The organism is Flavobacterium jejuense (assembly GCF_006491595.2).
GTDB lineage: Bacteria > Bacteroidota > Bacteroidia > Flavobacteriales > Flavobacteriaceae > Flavobacterium > Flavobacterium jejuense.
On the sequence record NZ_VEVQ02000017.1, the window covers coordinates 57,097 to 79,191 of the forward strand.

Consider the following 22,095-nt stretch of genomic DNA (forward strand, 5'->3'; position numbering starts at 1 on the left):
CAACTCCATACAGGTATTTCTACCTGTTTTTGTTGTTATTTTGTAAATGTAAAAAGAAGTTATTGTTGTTTTTTTACAGGAAACCGTAAGTAGAGAAAGTTTTTTTAATTTTCCTCATTCAATAGTTTTTGAAACCTCCAATCGGCAACTTTTCTAATTCTCATTATTCTGTCAGCTACCTCAGGGTTGTAGGAGCATCTTGAGGCATCAAACCCAATCCAATTAGGGAAATATTTTTTAGCCATTTCAAAAATTTGTTTGTCAAATTCTTTGGAACGCATAACCCCAACATCGTTTTTTGACCCCACAACTAATGTCATTCTATGATGAAGTACATGTTTAAAAGCATCGGCTAAAAGGTGATTAATCTCCCATAATCCCTCATCTTCCCAAAATATGGCTCCAGACATGACATCATATTTCATTTTTGGAGCACTGTTTTCCGATTTTGTAGGCAATTTACCTTTATGCATAATAGAGGCTCTCCAAAACAATAGTTTAAGGATTAAATTTTTTAGCATTAATTATTTTTTATACACGACTTATTTACAAATCTAAGCGAATACTTGCTAAATGGCAATAGGTATTGCTACTGGTTATTAAAAAAAAGTTCTTAATACACGTCACTTCGAGTTTTTTCAATGGAATGCAATGGAATTGAAAAAGTATCGAGAAGCTTAGTTTTCAGTAGACGAGTTCTCGATACACTGTTTACAAACTTGCTATTCGCATTTTATAGAAATCGAACTGACGGATATGATGTCGTTTTGTTTTCTTTACACTATATCCATAAAATAATATTAGCTACTTTACACGTATTGGAACAATGAATATATTATTATCATTACCGTTACCATGTAAATGGAATGCTACCAACACTATTTATTACGAAAAACAAAAAAGCCTTGAATTTTCAAGGCTTTACTATATAAATTATTCCAATTATTTCTTCAAAACTTTAAATCGTTTAACACCTTCTTCAGATTGAACAGTTATGAAGTAAATACCCGCACTCAAACCTACCATATTCACACCAAAATTAGCAGTATTTGGAAGTTCAGTCATCAATAATTGTCCCGAAATAGTATAAACTTCAATTTTAGTCAAAAGGCTTCCTGTCACAGAATTAATATTTAAAACATCAACAACTGGATTTGGATAATAGTTTAGATCTATTTGATTAAAATCATCTACACCTAAAGTATTATTATAGAGCTCAAAATCATCAACATAAAAAGTCGTTGGTATATTATCATTCACAGTACCGTTTGTAGCCCAAAATGCAAAACGAACATGTCCGGATGCTGGTAAATAATTAAAATTCACTATTTCACCTGTGTTCGAAATCGGTGTCTGACTATTCCATTCTTCCAAAATAGACCACGTTAGCCCATTGTTAGTTGAAAAATAAAGGACAACTCTATCGTCAGCATCCATAGTTGCCACATTGGTATTCCCCATTTCTGTAAGTGCGATTTTGAATTTCAACTTATCATTCGCATTCATTTGATATTTAGGAGAAATCATCCACACTCCAGAGCTATTACCTGAACCTATTATATCTATTTTAGCAGATGTATTGTTCGGTGTATTGGCAAAATTATCCACAATCTCCCAATTCATACCTCCAGATCTTTCAGTTAAAATCGTAAGATCATTAGTTGTTATTTCCCAACAAGTCTGATCAAATGTATCAAAATTAAACACATAAGGAACTTCTTCTAGACAACTAAATCCATTAACAGCCGTTTCATCTCCAATAACAAAATTATCCAATCTAAAACCTCTGCTTGTAATCGATGCACTAGCGGTATTACTAAAATACTTGAATCGAAAAACAACATTTGATTGATTTTGAAGAAAAGAGATATTCATCTTCGCTGTCAAAATTTTACCCGACAAATCAAACCAACCAGGCTCATTATTCAAATCAGACAGTGTCTGATAATTTTGATACCAATTTACAGATGGACCGCTAGCTGTTGTAATCAGATTCCATGTTGTACCTCCATCTATAGAATATTCCATATTCCCACCATCGGTGAAAGACTGTCCAATACACATATAATCAAAAGCCATAAACAACGGTTGTGTCTGACCTGTAAAATCAAACACAGGACTCTGAATATAATACATTGGCGTTAAATAACTCTGCCATGGTCCGTAAGCAACATACTCCGTTCTTAAAACACCATCATAAATGCGTGTATATAAATTTTCTTGAACAGCTTGTGGAATTCTTGTAACTACTCGATAATTATCGAGAACATTTGGGGATAGACCATTATAAGAATAGCCATGCCAACCATTTATAACCGCTCCTTCAAAATTCTCTTGATAAGGAAAAACAGTTACTCCATTTAATTTTAAATCCCAAATACCTGTATTATTTGTTTCTATTGATTCTGCATTAAGATTATTCCCATCTACTACATAAAGCAAATAAGAATAAGAGCTGAAATTTGCAGGAACTGCATATTCCAAACTCTTGTGATGTTTAAATTCAGGACGAATTTGTGGAATTGGAGCAGTTCCCAATAAGTAATCACCAGTATCTAAGGTAGCATCCGAAGACAAATAAAACTTTATATCTGTTGCATTACTTATGTAATTGCCATTATTCTTAATATCGATAGAAAAATTAATTTTTTCAGATAATGAGCTCAAATACATATCTTTACTGTAAGGTACCGTTAAATCAATTGTTGCTTCAGAAATTGAAAAATTGTCCAACAAAAAACCTTCACCTGCGTAATTTGGATAGTTATTATTTGCATTATCAAACTTAGTAACATTAAATCTAAACCTGATATTTTCATAGTCCTTTAGTTGAGGTATGTTTATAGCATAATGGGAATTCCTGTCAACATCTCTAGAATTATAATATTCTTGTGTACTCAAAACACTTTCATGACTGCTAAACATAAGCTCAGTACCAAATGCCTGATAATCTTCATCTAAACCAGTATTTTCATTATATTTCATAGATTTCGACCATTTAGTATACGAGTCATTTATTGGCGTAAGAATTTGCCAGGTAGCACCATTATCTATAGAGTAACTTAAATTAATCGCTCCTGTTCTATAGTATTTTGTATCAGTAATCATGTCGAACTCTAAAACCGGATTAACACTTTGCGACAAATCGAAAACGGGTGTATAAAGGTGCATTCTACTTAAACTAGAAAGAATGCCATTTGCGTTAGTAATCCATGCCTTAGTCCCAGAAAATGCAGTATTTAAATTTTGTCCATTAGGAACAGTAAGTGCCCAATCATCATTTCCTAAACTTTTATCATGAACCCAATGCTGAGCTTGTGTCTCAAAATCATTGAAATACGGAAAACCTTGAGTTGGTGTTTGTTCCATCTTAATAAAACCAATATTGTTAGTCTCAAAAATCTCATCAACCTGATTACTCGCATCTAGACTATAAATGATATAATACTCGCCTGCTTGTTGTGTGGGCTTAGTAAATGTAAATTGCTCCCATTGACCTGTTTCTGCTGTCACATCTGTATAGGTCTGCTGTCCTAATAAGACATCGGAAGCATCCAGATTCTGATCGTTAGACCAATAAAAAGAGGTGGTAGAAACCCCAGTATTTACTTTTCCACTATTAGTAAGATAATATTTGATTTCACCTGAAGCTAGCTGAGAAACAGTAAATCTATTATTAAAATCAATTCTTTCTATTGTTAAATCAGCTTTTGCTGGGCCAATATATAAATCATCAAAAACAATCCCTTCAGGTTTTTCATAATTTGTTGAGAATGTTATTCGGAATCGAATGTTTTCTGAGGAAGCCATTGCAGCTGGTATTGGAATGTTTACAAATTCCCACTCGTCCGAAGCGTTTTCTGGAATAGTGTATAAAAGCTGCCAATAATCGCCACATCCTGAAATATATTGTACATTGTAGAAATTACCATAAGCCCCAATTCCACTACTGCTATAATGATCTTTAAACCAAAAACTTAAATACAACGGATCCGTTAAGGAACTTAAATTAAAATAAGGAGACTCTACCCATTGACCTGTAGACTCTGGTATATTTTCATTCACCGTTCCGCTCGTGTGCCATGCATAATTACCAGAATGTGTTCCTTCTATATGATGCCTAGTTCCTTCTCCAAGTCCCCAAATCATAGGGGTTGTACTTGTTGGATGCTGTGTAGCTTTCCAGTTTTGTTGATTCGATTCAAAATCATCAAAGAAGGGAAGGCTATAAATTGGTTTTACTAGTAATGATGCATACGACACGTTATCAGATTCATTATTTTCAGTAACTACATTATTAAAATCGTGAACATACAAAATATAATATTGTCCCGGAGTTAAAGAAGATGGCGTTGGAATAATCTTTTCCCAGTTCGAAACTGTTGTCAATATATTTGAAGCTTTTTCATCCAAATAGGTATCCCCTGCATCCAAAACAGTATCTGTAGACAAATAGTATTTTGTAGTTACATTAAAATAGGTTGTATACTGATTATTAAAATTAAGTGTACTAACAACTTTAATTTCTGGACAAAGCGGTGAAATTTCAATAGTAGTACCCTGAGAAGCCCAAATATTATAATATTCTGGAGCAATTGAAAAATCGTCAATAACCCAACCAAAACCATTGCAATAAGAATAGGTTGCAAAACGGAATCTAAATTTTACATTTGCATTCCCTTGTAAAGAAGAAAGGTTAATTGCCGAAACAGTACTATAACCTGATGATGAGTAGTTAAAACCGCCACCAGATTGCCAGTTTTTTTTTAAAGTTGTCGTTGGATTTAACAATTGCCAGGTTACTCCATTATCAATAGAGAAATCTAAATAAAAACTAGAAGAATTTATATTGCTTGTATGCTTAAACGAAAGTACATACGGGAGCGCTGCATTGGTTAAATCAAATGAAGGTGATTCCAAAACCCTAACAGAACTAGTTGTAGGTGTGCCCCGAAGTTTAGTCTCCCAAGCTAGATTATTAGGATTGCTTTCTAATGAAGCTAAACCATATTCCCAATCATCAGTTCCAGAAATTGCATAATGATTCCAACCTGTCAACGCATTAACATTATTGAAATTATTTACATAAGGTAGTGTTTCTTGCGAATGGGACGTAAAACCAATAAGCAGCAAAAGGAGTAAAATTCTTTTCATAGTAATTGAAAAATACAGTTTATAAGTTTGCAAATGTAATTATAATTTATTTATAAGTTTCGTCACTTAAAAGAGTAGTCGGAACTCTAGCAGGTCAGAATGTTGGTAAATATGGATAGTAAGCTGTAGTAGCGATTTTTTTTAGCATAAAAATTATACCTCGAACTGACGATTACAATCACAACCTTCTCTTCCAAAAAGCACGCTCTTTCCACCTCGTTTCTGCTTGGTAAAAAATACTTTTGTGTTTTAAGTAGTGATGCCAAATTTGCTCCATTTGTTGAGTGTAGTTTTTTTGTAGTGCTTCAGTAAAACCATAGTGTAGGAGCAAGACTCGCAATTGCATCGCACTGGCCATAGCATTGAACATGCCTTGTGAAGACAAAGGGTCAAAACTCAATGCTGCATCGCCTAGCGCTACCCATTGTTGTCCAGCTACTTGTTCTAATTTTGTAGAGTTAGCCGCAACAGTACCTTGAAAGCTAATAGTGCCTTTTTGTTCTTGTAGTAATTCTGAAATAACAGGATTTTCTTCTGCCAATTTCAAAAAAGAGACAGTCGTTTTTAATTCGTTTTTAGCCACTAAATCAGCATCGGTATGAAAAGCCACCACTCGTTTGTTCCTAGGGACAACGGAACTATACCACCAACCGTTTGCACTAGCCGAAATGGTACCCATGGTATTGGTTTTGGTATTCGGTAACGTCACCCAACAAGCCACTAATTTGTCTTCAACTATACGTTTAATGCCTAAGCTTTTGGCAAAATGGGCTTGTCGTCCACTAGCATCAATTACAAAATCAGCAGAAATAGTGTAAGTTTGTAAAGGATCATCATTGGCTCTTAATTGTACTTTCCAATGGGAATCTTCATATGTGCTGCTATATAGTTTGGAACCCCATAAGCAATGCACTCCACGTGCTTCTGCGGTCTTTCTCAAATAGGTTTCAAAAGCTTGACGGTCCAAATTCTTAACAAAACCATCCGGATTTCTTAAATCGTCTACTAAATGCACTTGGTGGCTTCCCCAATAGGATTGCATGCCTACACTTTTACGATACAAAGTCTCCATTTGATTTTCCATGCCTTCTAACAAGTCCAACTCTTTTAAAATGCGTTGCGTAGCAGGAGCTAAAGATTCTCCAATGCGTTCCATTGGTGCTAAAAGTTTGTCCACTAAAGTTACTTGATAGGTGTCTATCAAAGAAATGGCGGCAATGCAACCTGCAATGCCACCACCTATAATGAGTATCTCTGTTTTTTCGGTTATCAAACCTAATATTTTTTTGGAATAAAACGTTGGAAACGAACCAATTGTTCAGGAACACCCACCTCTTTTCTTGGTTGTCTAGAATGAGGAACGGTTCTCGTTTTAGTATGTTTATGAGCTTTAGAAGCTAATAAATTCACTAGTTTTTGAACTTCACTGCTTAAAGCTTCATCTTGTACCAATTCGTCTTGAACCATTTCCAATAATTGATCGCGAGTGCTTTCCATTACAGCTTGCTCATTAAATAAATTTTCGTTAGACAAGTGATCCAGCGTAGTATGTAATAAGGACTCTTCTTTCATATCCAAGTGTTTGTTGTCGTTTAAGATTTTTCTTAATCGAGCTTCTGTCTCTTTTAATAACAGTTGGTTTTGTGCCTCATTTGGAATCACACCAATTTGCATTTCGGGCGGAAAATTAGGATTATCAGGCACACCAGGACGAGGTTGTACAATGGCTAACTTGTCAAAATACTTCACCATAGCATTAATCTGATTGGTTTGTGTAGGAGCTGCACCATCTAAAGGCAAATCATCCAACCAGAAATAACGAAAAGCAAAGGCTTCTCTTCTTGTTTCTTCATCCAAGTGTGAATCAATCGTTTCTTTATAGCGTTCTTCACTCAAAATATTATTCGGAACTCGAGCAGGCCAAAAAGTTGGTAAATACGGATCGTAAGCCGTAGTATACCCATCTCTACAACTAGCGGTATCGGTTTGCCAAGGAATGGCCATCCATCTCGTAACACCACCAGGTACTTGACCTCCTAATAAAGGACCAGCAGGTAAAGTCAAAACATCACTATTCATAGTAGAACCATAATAATGATAATCCGTTTTAGGAGTTTTAGGAGCATGTTTCAATCGGAAAGGAGCCATGTACATACCAGATGTTCGCATAGGCCAAGTCATTTCACAACCTGGGTGAAAAGCATCAGCCAAACAGAAATCCATAGCAGCTTTGGTTAACATATCGGGTTGTTCCGCTATAGGATAATCCTCAATTTTTTTAGCGGGTGGAATATACGGACAACCTGTTGTATCTACAAAATCAGCATCAAAATCACCTTCCACCCATTGGTCTAAAAACTCCAATTGCAAGTGCGATAAAGTCGAATGTTGTCTTACAGAACCTAGTGTAGGAATTGCAACAGCATCACCATATAACCAAGGCCATAATTGGGGAGCTTCCGCACCAGATTGATCAAATCTACGGAAATTATTCGAAATAGTACGACGCATTTCTAGGTTGGCAGAAGAAGGATCATTTAATTTTTTGACCCATTCTATACTGGTATAATTGAATTGACCACCCCAACCAAAAGCAGCAGCAAATCCTGCATTTACCCATTGTAAGTTGGTCATTCTTTCAAAAATAGGCAAGATGTCTTTACAGAAAGAAGGTCTCGCGGGTCTTGCTAGCATTCCCGATTCTACAGCAACACTTCGCATTAAATCCCACATAGTACGTACCGATTTTTGCATAGGAGCATAATCCGGTGGAGCGCAAATTACCCAAGCTGGATCTACATTAAGAGCTACTCCTTCATATTCTACTGTAGCGGTAATAGGACCATCAGACATATCATCATACCACCCTTCATTATTGGCAAAAGTAATCGCTTTATCTCCATTGATATTTTCCGATTTTCCATGACCACCAAGCATCACTAAACGTCCTTTTTCATCGGTATGCATTTCTCCTAAATACACCGATTTGCCTAGGAACTTTCCTTTAAACTTTTTACCTTCCCTAACATTCGGCTCTGAAATAGTGGCACCACCACCATCAATCAACAACTGTGTACGGTCTTTTACATCAATATTTCTTAATAAAGAGGCTGGCACATTAGGGTCGGAGGCGTCTGGAATATCTAAGGCAATTTGGAATTGGTACCAAGAGGATTTTTGGTTAGCCAAATGCGAATGCCAAGTAATTTTAGCATTATCCATAGTCAATTCTTTAATAGCCTTTCCAGCTGCATTAAAACCATAAATGCGAAACTGAGCTGCCTGACGTTTTATCGCTCCAGTTTTATCACGATAAGCATAAACGTCTTCTTTTACTTCTGGCTCATCTACCAAAGGACCTATGAAATACTCTTCTTCACTGGTTCCCACACGCATCACACCAATAGGAGGATAAATACCAGCTCTTACAATACAAGTACTATCCTCATCTGTATTACCTCTAAAATGCGGATTTATTTCTTTAGGTTCTTGTAGTTGTTGCCCATTAGCCTGATGTCTGGCTTCAGCACTGGCAGCATAAACTGTTTTACGAGCCTCTGCAATGCTACCCAAAGGTTTATGAGCTTCTAAAGTTCTCCAAATATTAAAAGAAAGATTACTTCCAAATTCAGACTGACCAATAGCAGTTACATCTTGTTGTGGTAAATGCAATTTCGCAATGCAGATGTACGGACTTTCCTCTGTACTCCAAACCACTTGTGCATCATTAAGAGGCATGGTTGCATCGTTAGTACGCAATTGGATTTCAAATCGAAAAGTAGCATTTCCATTGCGTAAGCGTTTTTCTAAATCCAATCGTAAATAATTATCATCGTCAAAAGGAGCTCCTTTATACGTGTCATCAGGAATCAAACGGTATTTTACAATTTGAGTTTCTCCAAATTGAAAAGGTAAGATGGCCCAATAACCAGCACTTAAAACACTAGCTTCTTCTTTTTGCATGGCTTGCAAAATACTAGCCAATTCAGGATGTTTGTTGATATAAGTATCATAATCTCTATCCACAACACCAGCGGTTGTAAACGTGCACATTTGCTGTGCATCACGAGCAAAAAAGCGATCGATATTCTGAAAAATAAAATCGGCAGTAGGGCCTTCTCCAAAAAGTTTCGGACCTTCCACTCCAAAAAGTTTTAACCCCACACCTAAAGTAGTATGTAAATCAGGAGATGTTGGTCCTGTATCACTAGAGAAACGAACGGCACAATCGTAATGAGAGCCTGCAAAAATACCTATTTTAAACTTTTCATCGATATCTTCATTGATTACGAACTGTCCGTAAGCGATGCCATGTTGTTTTCTAAAAACAGCACGTTCCGCTGGATTTTGTCCTTTTTCAATTCGGGTCTTTTGTCCCATTTCTACAAACATCTCTTTAAGACGCTGTGTCACCATTTCAGTACTACCACTACTATCCCAACATTTCACATCGTTTGCTGTTGGTTTTTCAAAGATTCGTTTTTTGTTGTCCATATTTAGTAATTATTTGTTTGTTACGTTATTTAGTACGTAAATCGTATGTAGAATCGGAAACTAAGACAACCAAAATTAGTTGAATAGTTAGGTTACGATTAGTAGTACATCCTTACAAATTTAAAATTTATCTTGGAAAATGGAGTAGGTAGTTTTACCTGTTTTTTATAAAAAATTCTAGATATGCTTCGCACTCAAAGTGACGTTTGTTGTCTTTTAATTATTGTACTGAAAACGAATTATTTTAATTGTAACTACTTTGTTTTGAGTGTTTTGTTTGATGAAATGGAATGAGATGTATCAATAAGAAATCAGAATACATCTAGAAGATAAAGTAAGTTACATAAATCCGTGAAAATCTGCTTTAGAAAAAGAAATAAAAAAGGAATTTATTATTGTAACTATCAACCATCAATACCAATGATTTCAAGAACTCCACTTTCCAAACCATAAAGTTTGCCATTAACTTCTTTAAAAAAGCGACCAATTATAACAGCCACTACCACATTATCAGATGTAACAGGAGGAGCAAGAACTAACGCTACATTGCCAGAAAAGTTTTTGTCTAAAAAAATAGGCTCACTATCCTCAAATGAATAATCTTCATTTTCTAAACCAATAGTAATATAGCGTAAAACCAATTCAAAATGCGTAGCATTTGTATCTAGAAACAATTTTTTACCAGTATAGGCAGAAAGTAGCAAACCATTCGTAAAAGAAAAAGAATAATGATGACGTAAAGTAGTCAATAATGATTTGCCATGGGTTAAAACAAGGCCAGTAAACATTTTTTTGCCATCAGGGGTTAGTAAACCTTTTACAAAATGACGATTGCCACGTTCAGAAATAGGATCAAGAGCTTTAAGTTTAGTAAACGAACTTACTAAGCGTTGGTGTAATTTACCATCTTTAAGCACATTCAAATGGGGTTGTAAAGCCTTTTTAAATAAGGATACACTATGCATACAAGTTTTAAATTCTGTACTATTTTCCCTTACGCGTACCATAGAAGCTTTAGTCTTAATAGCATCACCATTAAAACCCCCACCAGCAGTTCGTACCACTTGTTTACCATCGAGTACATAAAAATTAAGCCCATTTAATGTGCCCTTTACTTGAAATACACTTTTTCCTTTTGCCATAATTAAAAAAACCTTTATAAAATACTAAGATACAAAATAGATATAATAATTATATAGTAAGGGTATAGTAATAATATAGTAACTAAAACTTGATGAATAGGTTAATAAAAGAAGTATTTAAATAGTTTAAACAAAAAGTAGCCCTACAGTACCTTTCGTTAGTAAGGTTATACAGGGCTATTTAATGTTGTAAATCAAAATCCTTGTCTATTCAGGACCGTTAATGGCATTTACCGAAGAGGTTTTTGGACTAGGAGTATTTATATCAGTAATTACAATACTAACATTGCCTCTAAGACCATCTGTACCTAGTGATAACTCTAATGTGGGAGCATCGGCAGGAGCGGCAACAATATACATAAGCGGCACATAAATGATGCTATCAAATGTTTTAGTTTGCTTGTTGATGGTTTTAACATTGTTAGTACTGGTTTTACTAGTAGTAACATAGGTAATACTATTATCGTTGTTGATGGTTAGTTGTTCATCTCCATCTTTACTTGTCATTGTTACACCACCAAATACATGCAACGGCACGGGATTGAATAGTGTAGTACCAGATATAAGAGTGTCATCAATATTTCCTGTAACGCTTACTAACGATCCACTAATTTCATTACACGGTTTATATTCACGATTGAATGTCAGTACTAATTCAGGTTTGCCTAATGTAGAAGGCACTGTTAATGTGTTTGTAGTAGTATCAAATGTCATTCCTAAAAGAGGATCAAAATAATGTCCGAAAGATGTTTTGCCATCTAAGGAATAACTAATCATTACAAAATTAAGTTCTAATTCCATTTTAGCTCCTGTACTAATGTATTGGGCTTGAATAGATACAAAAGCTTTTGGATATTCTTTTGATGGAATTTGATAATAGCCACTAAAATCAGCCAATGTAATACCACTAAGATCATATATTTGTGATTTAGGAGTAGGTCCTGTTGGTATAGTTGTTAACGATCTTGTAGTTAAGTTGTTACCAATAATGCTCATATTGTTACAAGCAAAACCTTGTGTGGCAGCAGTACCCATAATTAACTTTACCTGTGTATAAGGTTTTGTCTCAATAGAGAAGTAATACATGTTTAAATTGTATATATAGGTTTTTACGGGATGTAACTCTCCATTATTAGTACCATTGTCATACAGTAATGTATTGTTGTCTCCTATGCTCATTACTTTTACAGGTGGTTGCCCTATAATAGGTGTATAAAAATAATCACCTTTATAAAGCGAAGCTGGAATAGGATTATTGTAAGTAGTACCCTTTACGTGTAACGCTTGTTGACCAAGTAAGATAATACTTCCTTTACAAGAGACAGTAGGACCATACGTGCTACTGTTACGAGAAAAGGTTAAGCTTAAGCCAAGACCTTCTTCTGCATTATCTTGGAGTAATTGGTTACCATCAAAAGTTCCAGTGAATTTATAGCGTTTAGATGTTGTACCATCCAAAGAAATTAAAAGAGACAAATCATACTGTGGTTCAGTAGTTGTAGGAGTAATAACCATATTTGTGTCAATAGCAAAAAAAGCACCAGTTGCAGAATCTAATGTATAGTAACCATTAAAAGGGATTAGCTTTAGTGTATCAGCATTATTAACAACTTGGAACTTAGGATCATTAAATTGTTCTAGTAGCTGTTGATGGTAATTGGTAAGTTCTTCTGTTGGAGTTATAGCTACCTCATTTGTAAGTGTGTTGTTCATATATTAGTTTTTTAATAATTAAAAAAAGAATTAGAAAAAATAAAAGCTATGTTAGTTTTACTTTCTTAGGTAAAGTTATTTTTTTGTACGGATCCAAATTGATAAATAACCATGAACGTCATATTTTTATCCATAAGAATAGAAAAACCTAGTAGGAGATTTTGTATAGAAGATATGTGCCTCTTAAGTAAAAACACTATTGGAAAGTTTTGTTTTCAGTACACAAGTTCTCGATATATCTTGAAGTTTCGGGATTATGAAATTGTTACTAGAATTCCATAAAAAAACATTCTAACTGACGTAAAGGGAGTAGTGATTAAGAGAAAAAAAGAGACGAAAAGGAGTATGTGTTTTATAACAATCAACTAATTCTTCTCTTTCTAACCAACAACCAAACCACAATAGGAGCACCAATAATAGAAGTAATCGCGTTAATAGGTAAGGTAATATCATTGCCTGGAAATTGAGCTACAATATCACAAAACAATAAAATAATTGCCCCTAACAAAGAAGTACTCCAAAATAATATGAAATGATTACTGGTTTGAAAAAGTAGCTTGGCAATATGAGGCACAGCTAAACCAATAAAAGCAATTGGTCCAACAAAAGCGGTAATGCTTCCAGTTAAAATACTGGTTGCAAAAAGAATAATATAACGAGTTTTCTTGAAATTAACTCCTAAGCTATTGGCATATTTTTCACCTAACAATAAAGCGTCTAAAGGTTTGATTACCAAAAAACTTAAACTAATACCTATAAAAGTAATGATACTTAGAAAACTAACATCGTGCCAACTCAAATTGCCCAAACTGCCCATTTGCCAAAACGTGTATTTCTGAAGTTGTTCAGCAGTGGTAAAGTAAGATAAAACGGAAACAATAGCACTGGTTAAACTCCCAAACATTAAACCTACAATCAAAATGGACATGGTGTCTTTCAAGCGTTGGGAAACAAATAAAACAGCCAATAAAACCAGCGAACTCCCTATTCCAGAAGCTAAAACCAATCCGTAAGAAGAGGTAAATACTCTTGAAATACTTAATGGAAGAATTCCAGCACCAAGTACTACAATAGCTACTCCTAAACTAGCACCCGAGCTCAATCCTAATACATAAGGACCTGCCAAAGGATTTCTGAATAACGTTTGCATTAATAAACCACTTATTGATAAAGCAATACCAACTAAAATGGCAGTAATGGCTTTCGGTAACCTAAAATTTAAGATGATATATTCCCACGAACTTTTAGAAGCATCATTACCTAACAAACAATTAATAACTTCTTTAAAAGGTATTTTTATGGAGCCTAAACTAATGTTTAAAAGCATTAGAAATACTAATAATATAAGTAGACTAATAAATAATATGGAAAATTTTCTGGTCACGCTATTCTAACTTTTTGGCAAAGGTAAAGGTATAATCGGGAAGAATTTCAGGATGAAAGATTTTAATGTAGTCTTTTAAAACCAAATCTGGTCTGCTTGGAGCAGTTTCATAATAAATGGTACCTCCAGTGGCTCCTTTTTGACCTTCAAAGGTGTAGACTTCATTTTTTTGATAAGCCTCAAATTTTTTATAATGATGATTCTCTTCTACTAATTGACTTAAAGTTAAAATGGAACCATTTGTAATCCAAATATCGGCATGTTCAGCTTTATCGAAAACACTTTCAAAACTCAAAGGCTCGCTGCCCATTCCTGGTAAGTTTTTCCATAAATAATCAGCTTTAGCATCATTTAAGAATTGTGCAATCCAGCTATTTCCTCTTGCTACAAACCATTGGTCTTTATATAAAGAACCATATAGCACAGTTTGAGAAGCTTTTCTATCTTTTACTAAAGTAAGTGCATCCGTGTAGTTTTTTTCAATAGTATTAAAAATAGTATTCCCTTCTTCTTCTTTACCTAATAAGGCCGCGTAAAACTTAATCCATTCCGCTTTGCCTAGTGGAGATTGCTCCATCCAGTCGCCCTGAAATAGTACTTTCAAACCGTTTTTTGTAAGCTTGTCTACCATTTTATTGGTATTGTCTACTCCAAAAGTCACAATCGCCTCTGGTTGCATGTCAAACAACAATTCAATATTCAAACTCTCATTCTGACCCACATCTCTAACTTGACCTTTATTGATTAAAGCTCTTGTTTTTGGTGAAGAAATATAATCCGTGTGAGGAAATCCAACTAGTTTGTCTTCACTTTCTAGCATTTCCAAAAAAGGAATAATAGTAGTAGAAGTAACTACTAACTTTTTAACTGGAACATTTATAGAGGGAAACTGTTGTAAACTGTCTGGAATAATTCCGTTCTTGTTTTTTAGTATATAAGTAAAAGTTTTTTCTGCTTTTGGCCAAGGGTTTAACACTTTTACTATAGAATAGCCTTCGTGTTTATAAATAACTAATCCAGTAGCATGTTTAATTTGGTTCTCCTCTTTTTCGATGCTTTTAACTGTAGTTTTGGTGTTTTTTTTACAACTAACGAATAAAAGTGAAGTTATGAAAAGGGTTTTAAAAAATAGTTTCATTCGGTTTATTCTGTTTGCACAAATGTATGAAAAATTCTACGCTTCCATTTTATTAAAAATTATAAATACTATCTTTACGACATGAATTTGGTTAGAGAAAAAACATGTGTAATCTGTAAAACAACCTTTGGCTGTGGTAATCCATCTGAAACAATAAAATGCTGGTGTAATGAATTACCACCAATTTTTTCATTGGATCAAATCACTGATTGTTTGTGTCCCAAATGTCTAAAAGAAGCAACAATTAAAAAGATTGATGCTTATGTGAAGACCATCACACCAGAAAATAGTTTAAATAATAAAGCAAAAGACTTACCCAAAACCAATCATTTAGTAGAAGACATAGATTATTATTTGGAAGAGGGAAATTATGTGTTTACCAAATGGTTTCATTTAAAAAGAGGACTATGTTGTGGCAATGGATGTAGACACTGTCCGTATTAATTATCGATTGTTAATGGTTAGTTATTAATTATAATATTGTGCTGATGATTATGAATTTGTAAATAATGAAAATATAGAAAAACCAAAACAGCAACTTGTTTGTATAAATAATAGCTACTCTAAAACTAATGAAAAACAGAATCAAAACTGTAAACCTAAACAATAACAATAATGTCTACACTATCCAAATCTATTAATAATCAATCATCAACCACTAATAATTAATTTCAATGTTTTATTTAATAACAGGAGGAGAGCGCTCAGGGAAAAGCGGTTACGGACAAGATTTAGCCATGTCTCTATCAAAAAATCCTATGTATGTGGCAACTGCTCGTAACTGGGATGGAGATTTTCAAAAACGAATTGACCGTCATCAAAAAGATAGAGACGAAAACTGGGTAAATATCGAAAAAGAAAAACATCTTAGCGAAATTGATTTTTCAGGAAAAGTAGCTTTGATTGATTGTGTAACCCTTTGGTTAACCAATTTCTTTGTCGATACTAAAAACGATGTGGAATTGTGTTTGGAACAAGCGAAAAAGGAAATCGAATTGGTATTACAACAAGAAGATATTACTTTGATTATTATTACCAATGAAATAGGAATGGGTGTTCACGCAGCTACACACGTAGGTAGAAAATTCACAGAATTACAAGGTTGGATGAACCAATATTTAGCCAAAAAAGCAGATAAAGTAGTACTAATGGTTTCAGGAATTCCTGTGCCAATTAAATAAAAAACATGAAAGTTTTAAGTTCGTGGAGTGGAGGAAAAGACAGTTGTTTTGCTCTAATGCAAGCTGTTAAAGAAGGATTACAACCAACCGTTTTATTAAACATGATGAACGAAAATGGAAAAGTGTCGCGTTCGCATGGTATTCCATTACAAATTTTAAAGCAACAAGCCCTACAAGTAAATGTTCCATTAGTAGCTATTCCAGCTTCGTGGTCACAATACGAAGAAAATTACATTGCTACTTTACACAAAATTAAAGAGGAGTACAAAATTGAAGGAGTCGTTTTTGGAGACATTGATTTAGAACCACACCGGGCTTGGGAAGAAAAAGTGTGTAAAGCTGCGGATTTAAAAGCGTATCTCCCTTTATGGCAACAAGATCGTGTTGCATTAGTAAACCAAATGCTCGATGCTGGAATTGAAACGATGATTGTTTCTTGCAATTTAGAAATGGGAGAATCCTATTTAGGGAAGCTATTAACAAAAGAATTGGCTTTAGCATTAGAACAAAAAGGAATTGATCCTTGCGGAGAAAACGGAGAGTTTCACACCTTAGTTATAGATTGTCCGTTATTTAAAAACCGAATTCAATTGCCTAATTTTGAAGTGAAAACTTACGAGAATTACTGTTTTGTAGTTTGGGAGGTTTAGTTTTTTTTTCTTTTAAGAAATGATTTGGTGTAAGAGTATTGTCAAGTTATGATTTAAATGGTGTATAGAAATTTAAAATGGCAATTCTAGCCCTGATAGGAACGACATCCTTTTCTTTTTTCTTAAAAAAGAAAAGATATAGTGGATAGCAGGACCATTTATCTTTTGAAGAATAATTGTTGTGCTCCTAAAAAACAATAAATAAACTTAGGTTTTTGAGAATATTTAAAAAAAAGGTTATAAAAAATGAACGATTTATACGAAATAATAGCCTCACGGCGAGACACGCGTCATTTTACAACGGATAAAGTACCTAATGAAGTACTTGAAAAAGCTATTGAAGCAGGGCATCAAGCACCTTCTGTAGGTTTAACCGACGCAACTCGTTATTATATTATTGAATCCGATACTATTAAAAAGAAAATAAAAGAATTGTTTTTAGCTTACCATGAAAAGGCAGCCAATACTACAGATGATGAAGCTCAAAAAGAATCCTATTTAAAATTAAAACTAGAAGCCATAGAAGAAGCACCAATCGGAATGGTAATTGGGTATGATCGCTCTGTTTTGGATTCGTTTACCATTGGAACTGTGGGTAGTAATGAAGCTATAAAGTTTAGTGCGGTTTGTGCAACACAAAATATTTGGTTGGCTTTAACCGAACAAGGGTATTCGATGGGTTGGGTTTCTATTTTAAATTATTACGATTTCAAAACCATTTTAAACATTCCAGAACACATAGAGCCATTAGGCTATTTTTGTATTGGAAAACCAGCAACCGATTATGGAAACCAACCCATGTTACAACAACTAGACTGGAAAGAGAAAAAGGCTGTTGCCAATGTGATTAAGTTGGAAGAGATGCAAGAAGTAACTAAAACCACTTTTAGTGTTGAAAAAGAGAAAGCCAACAGAAATGAAGCTTTAGCTCAGAAATTACAACATAAAATAGATCATAAAACCAAACCAGAAGGTGCTTTAGGTCTTTTAGAAAAACTGGCCTTACAAATCGGATTGGTTTTCAAAACGGAAACACCAGAAATTAAAAACCCGCATATTGTTGTCTTCGCTGCTGATCATGGCATTGCAAATCATGGTGTGAGTGCCTATCCACAAGAAGTAACGCGTCAAATGATAACTAATTTCTTAGAAGGTGGTGCAGCCATTAATGTGTTCTGTAAACAAAATGACATTGCTTTAGAAATTGTGGATGCTGGTGTCAATTATGATTTTCCAACGAATACAAATCTGATAAACAAAAAAGTAGCCAAAGGCACGCAATCCTTTTTGCAAACGGCAGCTATGAGTTACACCGAAATGGAGTTGTGTTTAAAAAATGGTGCTGCTATTGTAAATGAAATGCATCAAAAAGGTTCGAATTGTATTGGTTTTGGTGAAATGGGTATAGGAAATACATCAACTGCTTCCGTGTTATTATCCGTTTTAACTCCTTTTACGATAGAAGAATGTATAGGAAGAGGAACAGGTGTTACCAATGAAAAACTGGAAAACAAATTAAAGATTCTTTCACAAGCGATTCAGAATTATAAAGGAACTGAGAATTTAGATGATTTGCTAGCTTATTTTGGAGGATTTGAAATACTACAAATGGCAGGAGGTATGTTGCAAGCGTATCAAAATAATATGCTCATTTTGATTGACGGATTCATTTCTAGTGTCGCTTTTTTAATTGCTTATAAAAAGAATCCTGCTATAAAAACAAATGCCATTTTTTGCCATTGTTCGGAAGAAAAAGCACATAAAACATTGCTGGATTATTTAGAAGTTGAACCTATTTTACATTTAAGAATGAGATTAGGAGAGGGTAGTGGTTGTGCGGTTGCCTTTCCAATTATACAATCGGCTATTGGTTTTTTAAATGAAATGGCTAGTTTTGAAAGTGCTGGAGTGAGTAGTAAATAAATTAAAAATGAAAAAAGAACTTGATATATTTTTTACAGCAGTGATGTTCTACACTAGAATTCCTTGCCCAAAAAACATCACACACGATCCAGATTATTTAAACAAAGCCACACGCTATTTTCCTTTAATAGGTTGGATTGTTGGATTAATTTCTGGACTTGTATTTGTTGCTTTTTCTCAAATTTTACCCGTAACTATTGCTGTTCTGTTGAGTATGATTGCTAGTATTTTAACAACAGGAGCTTTTCATGAAGATGGTTTTGCTGATGTTTGTGATGGTTTTGGAGGTGGTTGGAACAAAGAAAAGATCTTAAAAATAATGAAAGACAGTGCTATTGGTGCTTATGGTGCTATTGGAATACTACTTTTATTACTATTGAAATATACTATTTTAGTTGAAATTTTATCGGTTCAATCGAATATTGTTTCAATTTTATTAATCTTTATAGCAGCTCATTCAGTTAGCCGTTGGGTAGCAGCTACGATTATTTTTACACATGAATATGTTCGGGAAGATGAATGGAGTAAAAGCAAACCCATCGCAAAGCAATATACTTGGAAAGAAGTTGTTGGAACAGCTTTTTTCGGACTTTTACCACTATTGTATTTTGTTTTTTATAATTATAAGATGGTATTAGTAGTTTTACCAGTTTTTATCTTTCGATGGTATTTAGCACGTTATTTTAAAAAATGGATAGGTGGTTACACGGGAGATTGTTTAGGAGCAACCCAGCAAGTTTGCGAGGTAGTTTTTTACATTTCAATACTAGCTTTATGGAAGTTTATCTAATACGACATACAGAAACTGTTTGCGAAAAAGGCATTTGTTATGGTCAAGCCGATGTAGCGGTTCAAGAACCCTTTGAACATTTGTTCCAAGAAATAAAAGACCAACTTCCCTCTGAAGAAATGAAAGTAATCTCAAGTCCCTTAAAAAGATGTACTGTTTTAGCTGATTTTCTTTCCAATGGAAAATTTGATGATGACAAACGTTTAATGGAAATGCACTTTGGTAATTGGGAATTACAACCATGGGATAACATTCCAAAGGAAGAACTCAATCCTTGGATGGAAGATTTTGTTTCTGTTCAAGTGCCAAATGGAGAATCTTTTGAAATACTATATGAAAGAGTACTTTCTTTTATCGAAGATTTAAAAAAGAAACCATATGAAAAAGTTACTATTGTAACCCATGCAGGAGTAATTAGGAGTTTTTTGTGTTACCTACAAAATTTACCTTTAAAAGAGGCCTTCCAAAATAAAGTTACCTTTGGACAAATTATAAAAATAATACTTTAAAAATGAATACAGACTCTAGAGAATTTATGGCTGCACTTTATACAATAATTGCTATTCATGTGATTATTGGTGTTATTATTTTAGTGCGTAAAATGAGAAAAAAGAAAAAGAAATAATTGATGTATAAAAAAAAGTCCCGAAAGGGACTTTTTTTTTGTTATTTTTTTGATAATTCGTCAACTTTCGTTTTCAGTTTTTCAATTTCTTTGTTTTGTTCAATTAAGTAAAGTGTTAGTTCCTCTACTTTTTGAAGTAAAATAGCATTTATCTCTCCTAGTTTTAAACCATTATCTTTAATTTCTTGTGCAGAAGGTACTTCTGGTAAGTGTTTGTTTTCTTTTGTATAAGCTTCTACTTCTTGTAATGTTGGCATTTTGTACTCATTCTTTAAAGCGGAATAACCATCATAATATTTTTCAAAAACATAATCAGGAGCAATAGCTAAATCTACTTTCACTTCTTCTGCATGAATACTTCCTTTAACAGTTAGTTTTGAATCTGGATTTTCAGTTCCTATGCCTACATTATCTTTAAAAAAAGCTTTATTATTGTCTAGGTAAAACTTTCTTACGAATGTTTCAGAGCCAATATTAGCAAAATCACCTGTTTGGAATTCAAGAACACCAAGATTTTCTTCAATTCTCCAAGGATAGGCAGTTGTTCCATTTCCAGTTGGTCTATAAAAATTTATCCCAGGATTATCACTAACTGATTTGAATACTACTCTAGGAATACTTCCCCAGCCACCAAAGTTGATGTCTAATTTACCTCCTGGGTTGTCAGTTCCTATTCCTATATTTCCATAATCAGTTCTAATAACCATAGCATCAGTAAATGTATTTGTATTATTTCTAATGCCAAATCTTAGACTTGTACTTCCGTTACCGTTATCAGTCCCATAAATTTTAGAACCAAATCCATTTTCATAAGATGAATGCAAAAATTCTACTCCTCTTTGAAGAGTTAAAGTGCTATTCCCTAAAATAGTAAGTTTAGATTCGTTGTTTGTATATTGTTGAGGAGGTAATATTGTAATTCTTGAAGTAAAGTAATCAGTTTCTCCAAATGTATTAAAATCAAGATAAGGTGTTGATGTTCCTGAAGTCGAATTTAATACAACAGCACCTCCTTGATCGTTGTTTAGGTGTGAGTTACCAAAAAGAAAATTTTCAGTTGTTTTAATATTCCCAATTACATCTAATGCAGTTGTAGGGGTTGTTGTGCCAATACCTACATTACCAGTAACACCATTAATAGACATTCTCGTTTCTCCACAGCAAGTAGCATTTCCACCTACTTGAAAATCTAAGCGATTTGCATAATTACCGTTTGTATAGTCGCTCAAGGCATAGGCGCTGATTCTTATATTATGAATAATATTAGTTTCATCAAATCCAGCAAAACCCAATACACCAATTACATCTCCATTTTTTGTAAAACTGGGAGCGTTAATTGTACCGTTCTTTCTTACGAAATTTATAACAGGATGTGCATTGTTATCATCAATAGGTCCTCCAAAACCATGTACTTCTAGTGTTGGCCAATTATAACCATTTAAATCCTCAGATATGGTTACTGAATTCGTGAAGTTTTGTTGCGCATTTAGGATGTTAAAAATTCCTAAAAAAGCTAATACAAGTATTAATTTAAAACTTATTGTATTGTTCATTATTGTTAGTTTATTTTTTACAAAAATATACTTTTAAAGTATTAAATAAAAACAATATTTTTTATTTTTAACTACAAAAAAAATCTACCTTTGCACTCGAATTTTGGTTGTTGTTTCTGAATTTTCAAAACAACATTAAAAGGGAATTAGGTGAAATGCCTAAGCTGTACCCGCAACTGTAAGCTATAAAGCTTGTTATTATCTACATAACCACTGTTGATAATTTAGAATGTAGAACTTAGAATTTAGAAAGTATGTTACTTCTAAATTCCTACTTCTAACTTTAAAAATGGGAAGGTGAATAACAAGACGCAAGCCAGGAGACCTGCCTTACTTCATTGAGTAACA

15 protein-coding genes and 1 riboswitch are annotated in these 22,095 nt (G+C 33.9%); of the genes, 6 read left to right on the forward strand and 9 right to left on the reverse strand.

Annotation, left to right across the window (positions count from 1 at the left end; all coding sequences use genetic code 11):
- Positions 1-104: 104 nt before the first annotated feature.
- The 8 genes from FIA58_RS18780 to FIA58_RS18815 all read right to left on the reverse strand — a co-directional run bounded on the left by FIA58_RS18780 (position 105) and on the right by FIA58_RS18815 (position 15,025).
- Positions 105-521, reverse strand: a complete 417-nt coding sequence (locus tag FIA58_RS18780; protein WP_140964242.1) for a hypothetical protein — start codon at positions 519-521, stop codon at positions 105-107.
- Positions 522-942: 421 nt separating this feature from the next.
- Positions 943-5,154 carry a CARDB domain-containing protein gene (locus tag FIA58_RS18785; RefSeq protein ID WP_140964243.1) on the reverse strand — a complete coding sequence of 1,404 codons (4,212 nt, stop codon included), beginning with the start codon at positions 5,152-5,154 and terminating at the stop codon, positions 943-945.
- A gap of 178 nt (positions 5,155-5,332) precedes the next feature.
- Entirely contained in the window at positions 5,333-6,427 is a 1,095-nt protein-coding gene (locus FIA58_RS18790) for an NAD(P)/FAD-dependent oxidoreductase (protein ID WP_165928956.1), read from the reverse strand.
- A 2-nt stretch (positions 6,428-6,429) separates the two neighbouring features.
- Positions 6,430-9,648, reverse strand: a complete 3,219-nt coding sequence (locus FIA58_RS18795; protein WP_140964245.1) for a LodA/GoxA family CTQ-dependent oxidase — start codon at positions 9,646-9,648, stop codon at positions 6,430-6,432.
- A 404-nt stretch (positions 9,649-10,052) separates the two neighbouring features.
- Positions 10,053-10,790, reverse strand: a complete 738-nt coding sequence (locus tag FIA58_RS18800; protein ID WP_140964246.1) for a hypothetical protein — start codon at positions 10,788-10,790, stop codon at positions 10,053-10,055.
- Between the two features lie 207 nt (positions 10,791-10,997).
- Entirely contained in the window at positions 10,998-12,503 is a 1,506-nt protein-coding gene (locus tag FIA58_RS18805) for a hypothetical protein (protein WP_140964247.1), read from the reverse strand.
- A 361-nt stretch (positions 12,504-12,864) separates the two neighbouring features.
- Positions 12,865-13,830, reverse strand: coding sequence for an iron chelate uptake ABC transporter family permease subunit (locus FIA58_RS18810; protein WP_140964248.1), 966 nt, complete (start codon positions 13,828-13,830; stop codon positions 12,865-12,867).
- Positions 13,831-13,888: 58 nt separating this feature from the next.
- Positions 13,889-15,025: an ABC transporter substrate-binding protein gene (locus FIA58_RS18815; protein WP_140964249.1), complete on the reverse strand. Its 1,137-nt coding sequence runs from the start codon at positions 15,023-15,025 to the stop codon at positions 13,889-13,891.
- A gap of 81 nt (positions 15,026-15,106) precedes the next feature.
- On the opposite strand from FIA58_RS18815, the gene FIA58_RS18820 reads away from it, so the two are divergent.
- From FIA58_RS18820 to cobC, 6 genes are all read left to right on the forward strand, one after another.
- Positions 15,107-15,469: a DUF5522 domain-containing protein gene (locus FIA58_RS18820; protein WP_140964250.1), complete on the forward strand. Its 363-nt coding sequence runs from the start codon at positions 15,107-15,109 to the stop codon at positions 15,467-15,469.
- A gap of 230 nt (positions 15,470-15,699) precedes the next feature.
- Positions 15,700-16,206, forward strand: a complete 507-nt coding sequence (locus FIA58_RS18825; RefSeq protein WP_140964251.1) for a bifunctional adenosylcobinamide kinase/adenosylcobinamide-phosphate guanylyltransferase — start codon at positions 15,700-15,702, stop codon at positions 16,204-16,206.
- 5 nt (positions 16,207-16,211) lie between these two features.
- Positions 16,212-16,856, forward strand: coding sequence for a Dph6-related ATP pyrophosphatase (locus FIA58_RS18830; RefSeq protein ID WP_140964252.1), 645 nt, complete (start codon positions 16,212-16,214; stop codon positions 16,854-16,856).
- 246 nt (positions 16,857-17,102) lie between these two features.
- Positions 17,103-18,779 (forward strand): nicotinate-nucleotide--dimethylbenzimidazole phosphoribosyltransferase, encoded by a 1,677-nt coding sequence (gene cobT / locus FIA58_RS18835; protein WP_140964253.1) that lies wholly within the window; start codon positions 17,103-17,105, stop codon positions 18,777-18,779.
- 7 nt (positions 18,780-18,786) lie between these two features.
- Positions 18,787-19,569, forward strand: a complete 783-nt coding sequence (locus FIA58_RS18840; RefSeq protein ID WP_140964254.1) for an adenosylcobinamide-GDP ribazoletransferase — start codon at positions 18,787-18,789, stop codon at positions 19,567-19,569.
- Entirely contained in the window at positions 19,554-20,078 is a 525-nt protein-coding gene (gene cobC / locus FIA58_RS18845) for an alpha-ribazole phosphatase (protein ID WP_140964255.1), read from the forward strand. The genes FIA58_RS18840 and cobC overlap by 16 nt, the downstream gene beginning before the upstream one ends.
- A 157-nt stretch (positions 20,079-20,235) precedes the next feature.
- Here cobC and FIA58_RS18850 read toward each other — a convergent pair whose 3' ends face one another.
- Entirely contained in the window at positions 20,236-21,747 is a 1,512-nt protein-coding gene (locus FIA58_RS18850) for a hypothetical protein (protein ID WP_140964256.1), read from the reverse strand.
- Positions 21,748-21,834: 87 nt separating this feature from the next.
- Positions 21,835-22,094: riboswitch (cobalamin riboswitch) on the forward strand.
- Position 22,095 lies beyond the last annotated feature (1 nt).

Bases quoted from the DNA above. Each gene is read 5' to 3' on its own strand.
- FIA58_RS18815 (WP_140964249.1), bottom strand. From the start codon at position 15,025: ATGAAACTATTTTTTAAAACCCTTTTCATAACTTCACTTTTATTCGTT.
- FIA58_RS18780 (WP_140964242.1), bottom strand. From the start codon at position 521: ATGCTAAAAAATTTAATCCTTAAACTATTGTTTTGGAGAGCCTCTATT.
- FIA58_RS18825 (WP_140964251.1), top strand. From the start codon at position 15,700: ATGTTTTATTTAATAACAGGAGGAGAGCGCTCAGGGAAAAGCGGTTAC.
- FIA58_RS18795 (WP_140964245.1), bottom strand. From the start codon at position 9,648: ATGGACAACAAAAAACGAATCTTTGAAAAACCAACAGCAAACGATGTG.
- FIA58_RS18840 (WP_140964254.1), top strand. From the start codon at position 18,787: ATGAAAAAAGAACTTGATATATTTTTTACAGCAGTGATGTTCTACACT.
- FIA58_RS18820 (WP_140964250.1), top strand. From the start codon at position 15,107: ATGAATTTGGTTAGAGAAAAAACATGTGTAATCTGTAAAACAACCTTT.
- FIA58_RS18800 (WP_140964246.1), bottom strand. From the start codon at position 10,790: ATGGCAAAAGGAAAAAGTGTATTTCAAGTAAAGGGCACATTAAATGGG.
- FIA58_RS18850 (WP_140964256.1), bottom strand. From the start codon at position 21,747: ATGAACAATACAATAAGTTTTAAATTAATACTTGTATTAGCTTTTTTA.
- FIA58_RS18805 (WP_140964247.1), bottom strand. From the start codon at position 12,503: ATGAACAACACACTTACAAATGAGGTAGCTATAACTCCAACAGAAGAA.
- cobT (WP_140964253.1), top strand. From the start codon at position 17,103: ATGAACGATTTATACGAAATAATAGCCTCACGGCGAGACACGCGTCAT.
- FIA58_RS18810 (WP_140964248.1), bottom strand. From the start codon at position 13,830: ATGCTTTTAAACATTAGTTTAGGCTCCATAAAAATACCTTTTAAAGAA.
- cobC (WP_140964255.1), top strand. From the start codon at position 19,554: ATGGAAGTTTATCTAATACGACATACAGAAACTGTTTGCGAAAAAGGC.
- FIA58_RS18785 (WP_140964243.1), bottom strand. From the start codon at position 5,154: ATGAAAAGAATTTTACTCCTTTTGCTGCTTATTGGTTTTACGTCCCAT.
- FIA58_RS18830 (WP_140964252.1), top strand. From the start codon at position 16,212: ATGAAAGTTTTAAGTTCGTGGAGTGGAGGAAAAGACAGTTGTTTTGCT.